We start from the raw sequence: 13,396 nt of genomic DNA on the forward strand, positions 1-13,396 counted from the left end.
TTGGTTGTCCAAACATCCGGGTGGGGAGGATGACACCGTGCCGTTGGCCACGACCCGGCGTGCCGGCCTTGTCGACCAGGTGATCGACCAGATGAGGAGTGCGATCACCACGGGCGAGTGGCGGGTTGGCGAACGAATCCCTACCGAGCCCGAACTGGTGACCGCGCTCGGCGTAGGCCGCAACACCGTTCGCGAGGCCGTCCGCGCCCTCGCCCACGCGGGACTTCTCGAAGTCCGGCAGGGTGATGGCACGTTCGTGCGCGCCACAAGTGAACTGTCCGGAGCAGTACGCCGCCTGTGCGGCTCGGAACTGCGTGACGTGCTGGAAGTACGGCGGACCCTCGAAGTCGAAGGAGCCCGTCTAGCGGCGACCAACCGCACCGAAGCACAGCTGGAGCAACTGACCCGCCTGCTTGAGCAGCGCGACGAAGCGGCGGCGGCGATGCAATGGGCGCGTTTCGTGCAGATCGACGCCGACTTCCACCACCTGGTGGTGATCGCGTCGCACAACCAACTGCTCGCCGAACTCCACGCGGGCCTGACCGAAGTGATCAAGGCGAGCATCGAGGCGCTCGACGAGTCACAGCCCGACGCCCGCAAGATCGACCACCGTGGTCTGCTGTTTGCCATCCGAGACCGGGATGCCGAACGCGCAGTGCGTGAGGCAGGAGGGTTCCTGGCGGAGGCATTGAGCTATTTGGCCGAACACCCGGCCTGATGTTTCGCGGTTCGCGTGACGACTGGGGGCACGCGGACCTATTCGAGGGGTTTGTCTCTTTTGCCGGTTCAGTCCCGGCGCATCTCCTGGGTCATCACACCTGTGCCGCCGATTCGTATGGCGTGGCCCGTCTTCAGGTTTGTTCCGTCGAGGGCTACTTGGTTCTTCACCGGGTGCGGCCTCCGGCCCCCGAATTCCAGCGTAGGCCGAAGGGCCGACAGAACTGGGCCACCACGAGTAGCGCGGACAGCGGTTATCCACAGTGGCCAGTTGTCCACAGGCACCGGCCCCGAGCTCTCCCACTCCGCACTTTCCTTGCAATAACCTGGAATCAGGGGTCCCCCTTGCGGGCGGGGAGGGGAATGGCGGTGTCTGGGAACGATTCCACACACTTTGACCGGGCTCCTGGGCGGGTTCCCTTGGCTGGGCTTCCTTGGCCGGGTTCCCTGGGCCAGGTTCCCTGGGCCGGGCCCATTCCCTGGGGTTCCCTTCACGGGCTCTGTTTGGCCGAGTTCCCTTCACCGGGTTCCCCGTGGCCGGACTCCCTTGGCCGGATCCCCTCCCGTCGGACCCTCCTTCCCGCGGGCCTCCTTCCCGTCGGGCCCTCTTCCGCCGGGCTGCCTTTGGCCAGGCTCACTCCGCCGGGCCCCTTCCCCGGGGTTCCCTTGGCCCGATTCCCTTGGCCGGGCTTCCTTCGCCGGATCCCCTCCGTCGGCCGCCTTTCCGTCGGACCCTCCTTCCGCCGGATGCCCTTCCGCCGGGTTCCTTTGACCCGCCGACGAAGCCCGCCGACGAAGGTTGCTTTGGCGGACCTGCGATGCCACCAGCGTCAAGCGGAATGTATTGGCTGGGCTGAACGCATCGCCGCGACCACGCCGCCATCGACGAGCAGGTCGGAGCCGGTGATGAAGGTCGATTCCGGGCCGAGCAGGAAGGCTGCCGCGGCCGCGATGTCGTCGGGTGTGCCTATGCGCCCGGTTGGTGACGTGTCGATCATCGTCCGCATGACTGTTCCGTGGTCCGAGGCCAGATCGGCCTCGCTCATCGGAGTTGAGACCACGCCGGGACTGATTGCGTTGATCCGCGCGCCGCGCTGGCCCCAAGCGACGCTCGCGGCCTGCACTTGGATGTGGTTGGCGCGTTTGCTTCGGGCGTAAGCGGCCTCGGGTGGTGAATCGCCTAGGGCAGGTAGCTCGCCGCGAGCCAGCGCACGTTCCTCCTCCGCGGTCAGTCGCGTCATGTGCCCGGCCATGCTGGAAATGATCACTCCGGCGCCGCCGGGTGCGACCACGCCACCGAACTCGGCTAGGACGTGCGCCACTCCGGCCAAGTTCACCTTCACGATGGTCTCGGCTGGGGCCTGCGCTGGAGAAAGCCCTGCCGTGTGCGCGATCTGGGTGACGGGACCGAGGGACGCTGCCACCTTGGCCAGGGAAGCCACCGACTCCGCCGACGAGACGTCCACGCGGTGCGTGGTGACCTGCTGTCCCTCGGCGCGCAACGTGTCGGCTGCCGTGGTCAGCCGGGACTCGTCGAAATCGGCGAGCAGCACGGCCTTGCCTGTGCCCTGGCGGCGGGCTATCGCCAGGCCCATGCCGCCGATGCCGATGACGACGAGCACTTCCCTGTTCATCCGATCTCCTGCGGTATCCGGAGCACCGTGCCATCTCCCGACACGTGCAGGGAGCCGTCCGGGGCGACGGCGAGTCCGACGAACCGTCGAGGGCAACCGGGCATGCCGTGTACGAAAAGCTCGCGGGGACGTTCCGGGCTGAGGGGAAGGTCGGCGGCGACAACCCGGCGTTCACCGGTCTGCAGGTGGATGGCCAGGACTCGGTGAAGTCCGACCTCCACGACGAACAACTCGTCGCCATGCACGGCCAAGCCCTGCGGTGCGGCAAGTCCCGAGGCGATGGCCACGCCATCATCGATCCGGTGGACCGCGCCAGTCTCGTCGCTGACGTAGCAACGCTGCTCCGCGTCAAAAGCCACGTCCATAGGCGAGGTGAAGCCGGACGCCACCACCGTGACCTCCGTGTCGATGGCGATGACCCGTCCCGCTCCCGCCTCAGCGACCACAAGCGCACCGTCGTCCCGCACGGCGATGCCCATCGGACGGTTCAAGCCGCTGGCACGCGTTGTGCCGTCGGTGCGTACGTCGCCGTACTGGGACGTCACGTGCAGCTGTCCTTTAGCCGCGACGATGCCGTGCGTGAAGATGGCTAGTTCGGGTCCGGTTGGCTTCACAACGCGGTAGTGGTCTGCCGTATAGACCGCACCGCCCGTATCGACCGTCACGCCATAAGGGCCAGCGAGGCCCTCAGGGACAACCTGACGGGTCCGGCCGTCTGGGTGCACCTCTGCGATGCCGCCGCTGGCATAGCTGGAGACATACATGCGGTTGTCGGAGTCGAACGCGGCATTGTCCAGGCACATCACACCCGTGGTGATGATCTTTCGTTGGCCCTGGTCGATGCGCGTGACGATCCCGTCCACACCACGAGACAGGACCATGAGCACGCCTTCACGGTCGAAGCGCACGGCGACCGGCTCGTGCACGTCCTCGGCGACCAGTTCGGGCGTGCCGCCGTCGAGCGGGATGCGGAAGACCTCATTGGTGAGCATGTGCGGGTAGTACAGGCAGCCGTCGGGCCCGAGTTGCATCGCGTTGCCCAACATCAGGCCTTCGGCGAGCACTACAGGTTCCCTGCCGTCGGGGAACAGTTCGAGCAGACGGCCACCGACGCGCATTTCGTTGACGAACAAGCGATCCCCGACGCAGGCGATGCCGTTGGGTACCTTGACCTCGTCAGAGACAAGCGTGTAGTCGCCGTGCGGATCTCGCCGCCACACCCGGCCCGGTACGAGGTCGGTGATGTACATCGACCCGTCGGCGCCGAACGCGAGGTCATCAGGTGACTGGACGGGACCGTCTGCTGGCACCGCTATTTCGACCTGGGTCGTGGCGAGGTCGATGGCGCTGATGCGCCCGCCTAGGTACTCGGCGACGTAGAGGCGGCCGTCGGGACCGAAGGCGATGCCGTTGGAACCACGGAACGGGCTCATCCGCCGGCCACCAGGACGTCGTCCATGCCGCCGTTCACACGCCAGTCACGCAACAGGGCGTGGAAGGCGACGGCGCCCTTGCCGAAAGAGGGGAGCACGAACGGATGCCCCTCGTTGTTGTAGTAGCCAGGGGTGCATTCGCTCAGGAATTTGTACCGCTGGGCCGCATTCTCACCCAGGCTCGCGATCCAGGCGTCCACGGCCTGCGCACTCGGCTCGACCCACCGGGCACCTCGCTTGCGGGCTTGCTCGATCACCTGGGCGATGTGCGTCGCCTGCTCGTCGAGGATGTGCGTGAAGTTCACCGACGCGGCGTTCTGCAACGGCCCCAGGGTGAAGAAGTTCGGAAAACCATTGCTGTAGAAGCCATGCAGTGTTCTTGGCCCGCTGCTCCAGCTCTCCAGCAGAGTTGTACCGCCGCAGCCGTACACCGGTAACCGGCCGAGGAAGATGTCCGACAGACCGACCTGGAAGCCGGTGGCGAAGACGATGCAGTCCACTTCGTACTCACGGTCGCCGACCACGACCGCGTTCTCCGTGACCCGCTCGACACCGCCGAAGTCGGCCGTATCCACCAGGGTGACGTTGGGGCGGTTGAAGGTCTGGAGGTACTCGTCGCTGAACGTCGGCCGCTTGCACATGTAGCGGTACCAGGGCTTGAGCAACTCGGCCGTTGCCGGGTCCCGCACAATGTCCGCAACGCGAGCGCGGATCTCGTTCATCTTCCGGAAATCGACGATCTCGTCGAGGTGCTCGCGTTCCTCCTGCGACAGCGAGTCGTGGATCTCGCCCCCAGTCAGGTGGTGCAGCAGCTTGGCACTGCCCGTCCACGCGTCACTGACCATGTCCTGCTCGACAAGGCCGCCGCTGACAATGCCGAGGAAGTTCTCCATGCGGCGCCGTTGCCAACCGGGCTGCAACGACGCAGCCCACTCGGCGTCCGTGCGCCGGTTCCCCCGAACGTCCACAGTAGATGGGGTGCGCTGGAGGACGTACAGGTGTTGTGCGTCGCGGGCCAGGTGCGGCACGACCTGAATTGCCGTCGCCCCAGTGCCGACGAGGGCAACGCGCTTGTCGGCGAGCTTGTGGAGGTTGCCGTTGGCGTCGCCGCCCGTGTAGCCGTAGTCCCAGCGGCTGGTGTGGAAGGTATGCCCTTTGAAGGTCTCCATACCCGGAATACCAGGCAGTTTCGGCCGGTCGAGGGTTCCGTTGGACACCACCACATACCGCGCCCGCATCTGGTCGCCGCGATCGGTGGACACGCTCCACTCGGCCGCGTCTTCATCCCAGCGCAGTTCCGTAACCGCGGTTTGGAAACACGCGTCGCGGTACAGGTCGAAGTGCCTGCCGATGGCGCGGGCGTGCTGGCGGATCTCCTCGCCAGGCGCGTACTTCCACTCGGGGACGTAGCCGACTTCTTCCAGCAACGGCATGTAGATGTACGACTCGATGTCACAGTGGATGCCCGGATACCGGTTCCAGTACCAGGTACCGCCGAAGTCCCCGGCCTTCTCGATCACCCTGATGGCGCCGAGGCCGGCCTGGCGAAGCCGTGCCGCGGCGAGCAAGCCACCGAGTCCGCCACCAAGAACGACCGCGTCGACCCGGTCGTGCAACGGCTCCCGTGTGAAGTCCGGATCGGCGTACGGATCCTCGGCGTAGTAACCGAATTGGCCCTCAGCCGGCCGGTACTGGCCAGCGCCGTCAGGACGAATGCGGCGGTCCCGCTCGGCCCGGTACTTCGCACGCAACGCGTCCGGATCGAAACCCAAGTCTTCCGGAGCCACACCGGAAATGGACATGCAGGGTCGGCCTTTCTTTTGTGCGTATGGAGTTCTGTGTCTATGGAGTTCTTAGACCGCGGCCCAGCCGTTGTCGACAGGCAGGATGACGCCGGTGATGTTCGAGGCGGCGTCCGAGGCAAGGAAAACGATGGCGGCGGCCTGTTCCTCGGCATCCGCGACACGGCCCATGTTGGCCATGTACCGCGCGACAGTTTGCGGCCCACGCCCTTCGGGATCGGCGTTGACGGTGATGCCGGTCTGGGTTCCGCCGGGTGCGATGGCGTTGGCGCGGATACCCGCGTCGCGGTACATGACTGCGACGGAACGCGTCAGCCCGACGAGGCCGTGCTTGGACGCGGTGTACGCGGCTCCGGCGGCACTGCCGCGCAATGCCGCTTCAGAAGTGGTGTTGACGATGGCGCCCTTGCCTTTGGCGAGCATGTGCGGCAGCGCGGCCCGAGTGAGCAGGAACGGCGCGGTCAGGTTGACGGCGAGGACGCGGTCCCATTCGGCATCGGTGACATCCGCAGCCGCGGCCATCGAGTCCATGATCCCGGCGTTGTTCACCAGCACATCCAGGCCGCCGAAAGCACTCACGGCGGTCGCGACCACTTCCTCGGCCACCGCGAGGTCGCTCAGATCACCGGCCACCGCCACCGCGGTGCCACCAGCCGCGGTGATCTCCTCGACAACAGCCTTGGCGGCATCGGCGTTGACGTCGGCCACCACCACCTTCGCGCCCACCTGGGCGAATTGTCGGGCCGCGGCCCGCCCGATCCCCGAACCCGCGCCGGTGACGACGACGCTGCTGCCATCAAGACCACTGCTCTGTGTCATGGACCCACCGTACCGACTTTTTGTCAGTCAGCGCCACATAGTCAGCGAATGACAAAAAGTAGTATGATCCGAACCCGGCACGGAGGTGTCATGCTCAACCCGCAACAGAGCCGTTCACCAGGGCGGACAGGACGGCCGCCGCTCACCGAACGGCGCAAGGCCGAGACCCGGCTGGAAGTCGCGCGCGCCGCGGTCCGCCTCTTCCTCGCCAAAGGGGTCGCCGAAACGTCCGCCGAGGACATCGCGGCGGAGGCAGGCATCTCCTCGCGCACGCTGTGGCGGTACTTCCCGACCAAGGACAGCTGCGTGATGCCCCTGCTGACCGGCGGGATCGAGCACACCGCGCGTCATTTGCGGTCATGGCGCAGCGATCAGGGCGTGGCGGAACTGCTGGCCATGATGCAGTCGGATTACCGCGAGTCCGCCGACGTCCGGACGGCGATGCTGAACCTGGTGCGGCTGACCAAGACCGAAGCTGGGCTGCGCGCGGTGTGGCTGGAAGCCCATCGCGAGGCCGAGCCGGTGTTCGCTGAGGCGCTCGCGCAGCGCGCCGGGTTGCCCGAACCAGACCTGACCGTCACCGTGCAGGCCGCGATGATCAACGCCGCGTTGCGGGCGGCCGTGGAGTACTACGCATCCACCAGCGGAGCGCCGAATTCGATGGAATCAGTGGTGACCGAAGCGCTGCACATCGCCGCACAAGGCTTCCCAACGGTCCACAAAGGACAACGAAAGGGAAGGTGATCACCTTTCCACTCCCAACGTATATCGCACCCGGGGGCTTGCGGCAAGACCCCGGCGATGCCGCAGAATCACCGATCTCAAGCCAGAACCTGCGGAAATGGGAGTCGCTCAGTGCGCGTGTTGATGTCGACGTACGGGTCACGAGGGGACGTCGAACCTTTGGTGGCGCTCGCTTTGCGGCTGCGTGAACTCGGCGCGGAAGTGCGGATGTGCGCCCCGCCGGACTTCGCACAGCGGATGGCCGATGTCGGCGTGCCGTTCGTGCCTGTCGGCCCTTCGGCGAGCGCGCTGACAGCTTCGGCGCCGCCGGTGTCCTCTTTCAGCCAACGCGCCGCCGACCTGATCGCCAACCAGTTCGAGGCCGTCGCCGCAGCGGCGGATGGGTGTGACGTGCTGGTGGCGACCGGCATGGTGCCTGCTGCGGCAGGTGCGTTGTCGGTGGCCGAGAAACTGGGCCTGCGCGCGGTGTCCGTGACCTTCCAGCAGCTCACCCTGCCTTCGCCACACCGTCGGCCGCTGGCGTATCCGGGCAGGCCGTTCCCGCAGGGTGTGACGGACAACCGGGTGCTGTGGGACCTGGACGCCCAAAGCAACAACGAACTCTTCGGCGAGGCGCTCAACATCAACCGGACGGCGAACGGCTTGCCACCGGTGGCCGACGTTCGCGGCTACGTCCTCGGCGACAGGCCGTGGCTGGCGACCGACCCGGTGCTGGACCCCTGGGAGGAGACGCCGGACTTCGAGGTCGTGCAGACCGGCGCGTGGATCGAGCCCGACACCCGCTCACTTCCGTCCGACGTGGAGGCGTTCATCAACGCGGGCACGCCGCCGGTGTTCGTGGCCTTCAGCACCATGCACATGCACGCGTCGGCAGACACCGTCCAGCTGGCCATCGAGGCGATCCGCGCGCAGGGCCGCCGCGCACTGGTCTCCCACAGCTCGACGGGGATCGACGACCAGGACGACTGCTTCTTCGTCGGCGAGGTCAATCATCAGGCACTGTTCAGGCGGGTGGCCGCCGTCGTGCACCACGGCGGCGCGGGCACCACGACGACCGCCACACGGGCCGGCGCGCCGCAGGTGGTGATCCCGCAGCTGGCAGACCAGCCGTACTGGGCCAGCCGGGTCGCTGACCTGGGTATCGGCGTGGCACTCGAGGATCCCACCTCCGAGTCCGTGTCAGCCGCGGTCAAGACAGCCTTGACCGCCGAGACCCGTGCACGAGCGACCGAGGTCGCAGGCGCGATCCGCACCGACGGCGCGGAGGTGGCCGCGAAGATGCTGCTCGGCGCTACGGCAGGGTGAGGATCTCCGCGCCGGAGTCGGTGACCACGATGGTGTGCTCGAACTGGGCGGTCCAGCTCTTGTCCTTCGTGGTCACGGTCCAGCCGTCGTCCCAGATGTCGTAGTCGATGCCGCCGAGGGTGATCATCGGCTCGATGGTGAACGTCATCCCCGGCTCGATCTCGGTCTGCACCGACGGCTCGTCGTAGTGCAGGATCACCAGGCCGCTGTGGAAGGACCGGCCGATGCCGTGACCGGTGAAGTCACGGACGACGCCGTAGCCGAAGCGCTTGGCGTACGCCTCGATGACGCGGCCGATCACGTTCAGGGCCCGTCCGGGCCGGACAGCCTTGATGGCGCGCATGGTGGCCTCGTGGGTGCGTTCGACCAGGAGACGGTTCTCCTCAGCGACCTCGCCCGCGAGGAACGTGGCGTTGGTGTCGCCGTGCACGCCGCCGATGAACGCCGTCACGTCGATGTTGACGATGTCACCGTCCTCGATCACGGTCGAGTCCGGGATGCCGTGGCAGATCACCTCGTTCAGCGAGGTGCAGCACGACTTCGGGAAGTTGCGGTAGCCGAGGGTCGACGGGTAGGCGCCGTGGTCGAGCAGGAACTCGTGCACGACGGCGTCGACGTCGTCGGTCGTGGCGCCCGGCTTGACGGCCTTGCCGCCCTCCTGCAGTGCTTGCGCGGCGATCCGGCCTGCCACCCGCATGGCCTCGATCACCTCGGGGCTCTGTACGTACGTCGGCTCGGTGTTGCGCGCCGGGGCGGGCTTGTCGACGTACTCAGGCCTGGCGATGGTGACTGGGACTGGACGGCGCGGGCTCTGTTCGCCGGCAGTCAGCGGGGCACGTACGGGCATGTCTCAACTCTATGAGATCGCACGGAGGAACCGGTCAGTCGCGTCAAGGGCCGGGGCGGAGGAACCGGCGTCGACGATCAGCACGGCGAACGCCAAGTCGCCCTGGTACCCGGCGAACCAGCCGTGGGAGTGCGTGCCGTCGCCGAATTGCGCGGTCCCGGTCTTGCCGCGCACGTCAGGGAGCTGCGTGATGCCATGTCCCGAGTTGTTGGTGACGCCCTCACGCATCATGTCGCGCAGGGCGTCGAGGACGGGCGCGGGCAGCGGTTGGGGCGGTGTGTCCATCTTTGTCGGGGTGTCCCGGTACAGAGTGGCCTTCGGCACAGTTCCGCTTGCCACCGTGGAAGCCACGACGGCGACACCGAACGGCGACGCGAGGACCTTGCCCTGGCCGAAGCCGTCCTCGGCCCGCTCGGTCTTGTCCTGGGCAGGTGGCACCGACCCGGTGATCGTGGTGATGCCAGGGATGACGTAGTCCACGCCCAGTCCGAACTGGCGCGCCGCATTGGTCAGCGTGTCCGGCTGCATGTCCGCCGCGAGCTTGGCGAACGTCGTGTTGCACGAGAACGCGAACGCCGAGTGCAGCGGGATCGTGCCCTTGTCGAACCCTCCGGAGTTCGGGATCTCACGCGGCCCGATGACGGTCTTGCCCGGGCATGGCGAAGGCGTGTTCGCCTGCACGGTCCCGGCCTGCAAAGCGGCCCCGGCCGTGACCATCTTGAATGTCGATCCCGGTGGGAAGCGGCCGGTCAACGCGATCGCGCCCTGTGCGTCGGCAGGCGCGTTCTGGGCCACCGCGAGCAACTCCCCTGACGACGGCTTCATCGCCACGAGAGCGGTCGCCTGCGGGATACCGTCGATCGCCGCCTCGGCAGCGGTCTGGATCTTGCGGCTGAGCGTGACGTTCGCCGCCGTGCCTGCCTCGGCGTCCTTGACGAAGATCTCCTCGACCTCGCCACCGGCCGCGTTGAGCGTCACCACCCGGAACCCGGGCTTGCCGGAGACCTGGCTCTCGACCTGTTTGCGGATGCTCGGCAGCAGTTGGGCGGCGAGGTTCCGGTCAACCGAAAGCAGTCGCGTCGACGTGGTGAACCGGACTCCGGGCAGTTCGTAGATCGCGGCCTTGGCTGTCTGGTAGTCCGCGTCCCGCAACGACACCACGGTGTAGGACTGGCCCTTGGGCGTCTTGGCCACCCCGTCCATGATCGACTGTTGCGTGATCGCCGGATCCAGCTTGCTCGCCTCGGCTGCCAGCGCCGCGGCCACCGCGGGCACATCGCCTGCCTTGGCGGGATCCAGCAGAACGGACACCACTCTTTCCGGTGCCATCAGCGGCGCGCCATCGCGGTCGAGCACGGGCGCCTGCACGGCCTCTTTGTCGCGCACGCCAATGGTTTGCTGCGCACCGAGCTTGGGATGCACCACGGACGGTTCCCAGTGCACGCGCCAAGAGTCGTTGTCCGGCCGTACTTCCATCTCCCCGTCGTACGTCCAGTGCCGGTCGCGCCCCAGGTCCCAATCGGCCTTGAAGCGCACCCTGGCCGACTTGTCCTCCATCTCGGTCGACCCGGTGACCTCGGTCTTTATGCCCGCGGGCTTGAGCGCGCCACGGATGTTGTCAAGCAGCTTCTTGGCTGAGTCAGCCGCATCGGTACGGCCAGCCGCCCCCGCGGTGTCGCCGTTGGCCAATGCCGTCAGAAACTCGCCTGCGATGTCCTCGGCACTCGGGTCTGATCCGAACAACCCGCACCCGGCGACGGGCAGGACCAGTAGAAGTGCCGCGACAACCCCGGTTCGTCTCACTCGCCGCAGTATGCCCGAGGGGTCCGACAGTTTTCGTTAAAACAGCACCGTGGCATAACACCCGACTTGGGTGAAGCCGATCCGCGTGTAGGCCGCCCGGGCCGGGGCGTTGTACGAGTTGACGTACAGGCTCGCGGTCCGTCCCATGCCTTTGACCAGGCGTTCCACCACGGCCGCGGTCCCGGCCGTGCCCAGGCCGCCGCCGCGCCGGTCGGGATGCACCCAGACGCCCTGGATCTGCCCGACGGACTTGGAAAGCGCCCCGATCTCGGCCTTGAAGACAACCTCGCCGCCCTCGAACCGGGCGAACGCCCGGCCACCGGCGATCAGCTCGGCGACGCGCGCGCGGTACCCGGCACCGCCGTCACCGACGCGGGGATCGACGCCGACCTCTTCGATGAACATCGCGATCGCGGCGGGGAGGTAGCGGTCGAGCTCATCCGGGCGAACCGGGCGAACCAGCGGATCTGGCTGCACGAGAGGCGAGCCGTTGATGGCCATCAGCGGCTGCTCAGGACGGACTTCCCGGGGCGGGCCCCATTCGGTCTCGAGCTCGGCCCACATCCCGAGGACCTGCTCGGCCGGGCCGACGAGGGACGAGCACATCCGCCGGCGCCGCAGCGCCCGGTCAGCGAAGCACCGCAGAGCGGCTTTGTTGCCACGCAACGGAATCAGGTTCGGTCCGACGTAGCACAAGCCGTCAAGGCGGCCGTTGCGCATCGGCCGCACGTCGGCTCCCCACAGTTCGCCGCCCAGCCGCCAGGCGTCGAGCCCAGCAGCCTCGACACGGGCTGCCACCATGCAGCACGCGACCGGATCGGCGGCCAGCACGGCCCGCACCGCCATGCCGTCTCGTTCATCGAGTAACCGCGCGGAAGCCATCCGAAGCACCTACTAAGCGTGCCAGATGGAACCCGAAATCGAGGAGTCCTAGTCGGCAGGAGCCGGCTCTGGGCCCGCCCACACGAGGTGCGGTGTGGTGCCGGGGATGCTTCGGACGGACATCAAGGCGTCCTCAGGCTGGGCGAGGTTGGCAGCACTCGGTAACTTGCGATCGCATATTAGTGATCACGCAATGGGCCGGATGTGGTGGTCACGGACAGTCAGTGGATGATGTCCGGGAACGCGACCTCTGGAGGAACATTGGTGACGGACAACCCTCAGCGGGTCGCACTGGGGTCGTTCCTGCGCGATCTCCGCCAGCGAGCTGGCAAACAGCTCACAGAGGTGGAAGACCTCATGGATTGGTACGACGGCAAGGCGAGCCGTGTGGAGGTCAGCGGCCGCGGCATCGTGCCGGCGGAAGCGGAGAAGCTCGCGGAGTTCTACGGCGCTACAGCCAGTGACCGAGAATGGCTACGAGAACTCGCCATAGCCGCGAGGAAGAGAACGAAGCCCGCACACGTCGCCGACTTCGCCCAGTCCTACATCAACTTTGAGCGCCAGGCGGTCGAGATCTCTGTCTTCGACGACATGTTGGTCCCTGGGCTTGTGCAAACCGCCGCCTACGCGAGAGCCCTGCTGTCGACATCTCCGCGCGGCCAACTCGAGGAGCGGGTCAGGGATCGGATGGGGCGGCAGGCGATCCTCATGCGAGCCGATCCGCCGGAGGTGAGGATCCTGCTCGGTGAGGCCGCCATCCACCAGCAAGTGGGTGGGCCGGCCGTGATGCGTGAGCAAGTGGGACATCTACGGGAAGTGGCTGCGCGACTGCCGCACGTGTCGATCCGGGTCATTCCGTTCGTGGCGGGTGCGCACAGAGCTCTCGGAGTCGGGTTTCGCATCGTTCGTGTCGCGGACCCGGCGGAGCTCACCCGGGTCTACCTCGAAGGCCTCACCGAAGCGACATACATCCATAACGAAGACGAAGTTGACACGTACCTGAGCGCGTTCGAGCACCTTTGGGAGAACGTTGCCGCCAACGATCGGGAATCTGGAAGCATCCTTCGCAGGAACATGACCTGATGGCGGACAACTGCTGGCGGAAGCCGAGCCAGTCCGAGGGCGAGTCCAACTGCGTTGAGCTCGTCTCCACTTTGGATGAGGTCCGGGACTCGAAGAACCCTTCGGTCACGTTGTCCGTGCCCCGGACCTCGTTAGCAACGTTCCTGGCTTCGCTCAAGCGGTAGCTCAGGACACCGAGACGACCGGCGACGTCCCGTCCACCGGCTCCATGTCCTCGGCGATCCTCATCGCCTCTTCGATCAGCGTCTCGACGATCTGGTGTTCCGGCACGGTCTTGATGACCTTGCCCTTCACAAAGATCTGGCCCTTGCCATTCCCTGAGGCCAC

General features: G+C 66.7%; 12 protein-coding genes and 1 pseudogene. 5 read left to right on the plus strand and 8 right to left on the minus strand.

What is annotated here, in order from left to right:
* The first annotated feature begins 37 nt into the window (after positions 1 to 37).
* Positions 38 to 718: a FadR/GntR family transcriptional regulator gene (locus tag B9C43_RS23685; RefSeq protein ID WP_033393291.1), complete on the plus strand. Its 681-nt coding sequence runs from the start codon at positions 38 to 40 to the stop codon at positions 716 to 718.
* A gap of 829 nt (positions 719 to 1,547) precedes the next feature.
* On the opposite strand, the gene B9C43_RS23690 is transcribed toward B9C43_RS23685, so the two are convergent.
* From B9C43_RS23690 to B9C43_RS23705, 4 genes are read right to left on the minus strand one after another with little or no spacing between them, the layout of a single operon-like run.
* On the minus strand, positions 1,548 to 2,351 hold the full coding sequence (locus B9C43_RS23690; RefSeq protein ID WP_084429033.1) for an SDR family oxidoreductase: 804 nt from the start codon (positions 2,349 to 2,351) through the stop codon (positions 1,548 to 1,550).
* Positions 2,348 to 3,784, minus strand: coding sequence for an NHL repeat-containing protein (locus B9C43_RS23695; protein WP_084429035.1), 1,437 nt, complete (start codon positions 3,782 to 3,784; stop codon positions 2,348 to 2,350). Before B9C43_RS23695 ends, B9C43_RS23690 begins: the two co-directional genes overlap by 4 nt.
* Positions 3,781 to 5,586 (minus strand): flavin-containing monooxygenase, encoded by a 1,806-nt coding sequence (locus B9C43_RS23700; protein WP_084429037.1) that lies wholly within the window; start codon positions 5,584 to 5,586, stop codon positions 3,781 to 3,783. Before B9C43_RS23700 ends, B9C43_RS23695 begins: the two co-directional genes overlap by 4 nt.
* A gap of 51 nt (positions 5,587 to 5,637) precedes the next feature.
* The gene (locus tag B9C43_RS23705) at positions 5,638 to 6,405 is read right to left on the minus strand and encodes an SDR family NAD(P)-dependent oxidoreductase (RefSeq protein WP_084429039.1); all 768 of its coding nucleotides are present in this window, start codon (positions 6,403 to 6,405) and stop codon (positions 5,638 to 5,640) included.
* Positions 6,406 to 6,495: 90 nt separating this feature from the next.
* Here B9C43_RS23705 and B9C43_RS23710 point away from each other — a divergent pair, with 90 nt between their 5' ends.
* Both B9C43_RS23710 and B9C43_RS23715 read left to right on the plus strand, forming a co-directional pair.
* The gene (locus tag B9C43_RS23710; RefSeq protein WP_084429224.1) at positions 6,496 to 7,149 is read left to right on the plus strand and encodes a TetR/AcrR family transcriptional regulator; all 654 of its coding nucleotides are present in this window, start codon (positions 6,496 to 6,498) and stop codon (positions 7,147 to 7,149) included.
* 111 nt (positions 7,150 to 7,260) lie between these two features.
* A complete protein-coding gene (locus B9C43_RS23715) occupies positions 7,261 to 8,454 on the plus strand; it encodes a glycosyltransferase (protein WP_084429041.1) in 1,194 nt (397 codons plus the stop codon).
* On the opposite strand, the gene map is transcribed toward B9C43_RS23715, so the two are convergent.
* From map to B9C43_RS23730, 3 genes are read right to left on the minus strand one after another with little or no spacing between them, the layout of a single operon-like run.
* On the minus strand, positions 8,441 to 9,301 hold the full coding sequence (map, locus tag B9C43_RS23720) for a type I methionyl aminopeptidase (RefSeq protein WP_033393282.1): 861 nt from the start codon (positions 9,299 to 9,301) through the stop codon (positions 8,441 to 8,443). The genes B9C43_RS23715 and map overlap by 14 nt on opposite strands.
* A gap of 9 nt (positions 9,302 to 9,310) precedes the next feature.
* Entirely contained in the window at positions 9,311 to 11,104 is a 1,794-nt protein-coding gene (locus tag B9C43_RS23725) for a penicillin-binding transpeptidase domain-containing protein (protein ID WP_327222952.1), read from the minus strand.
* Between the two features lie 36 nt (positions 11,105 to 11,140).
* Complete coding sequence (locus B9C43_RS23730; RefSeq protein ID WP_033393280.1) at positions 11,141 to 11,995, minus strand: GNAT family N-acetyltransferase; 855 nt, start codon at positions 11,993 to 11,995, stop codon at positions 11,141 to 11,143.
* Positions 11,996 to 12,250: 255 nt separating this feature from the next.
* Between B9C43_RS23730 and B9C43_RS23735 the strand changes: the two genes are divergently transcribed.
* Both B9C43_RS23735 and B9C43_RS23740 read left to right on the plus strand, forming a co-directional pair.
* Complete coding sequence (locus B9C43_RS23735) at positions 12,251 to 13,069, plus strand: helix-turn-helix domain-containing protein (RefSeq protein WP_160096653.1); 819 nt, start codon at positions 12,251 to 12,253, stop codon at positions 13,067 to 13,069.
* A complete protein-coding gene (locus tag B9C43_RS23740) occupies positions 13,069 to 13,233 on the plus strand; it encodes a DUF397 domain-containing protein (RefSeq protein WP_084429045.1) in 165 nt (54 codons plus the stop codon). The genes B9C43_RS23735 and B9C43_RS23740 overlap by 1 nt, the downstream gene beginning before the upstream one ends.
* Before the next feature lies 1 nt (position 13,234).
* On the opposite strand, the pseudogene B9C43_RS55730 reads toward B9C43_RS23740, so the two are convergent.
* Positions 13,235 to 13,396, minus strand: a pseudogene (locus tag B9C43_RS55730) (flavodoxin-dependent (E)-4-hydroxy-3-methylbut-2-enyl-diphosphate synthase); the annotation flags it as partial.

The sequence above is a fragment of the Kibdelosporangium aridum genome, from assembly GCF_900176515.1.
In the GTDB taxonomy this organism is placed as follows: Bacteria; Actinomycetota; Actinomycetes; order Mycobacteriales; family Pseudonocardiaceae; genus Kibdelosporangium; species Kibdelosporangium aridum.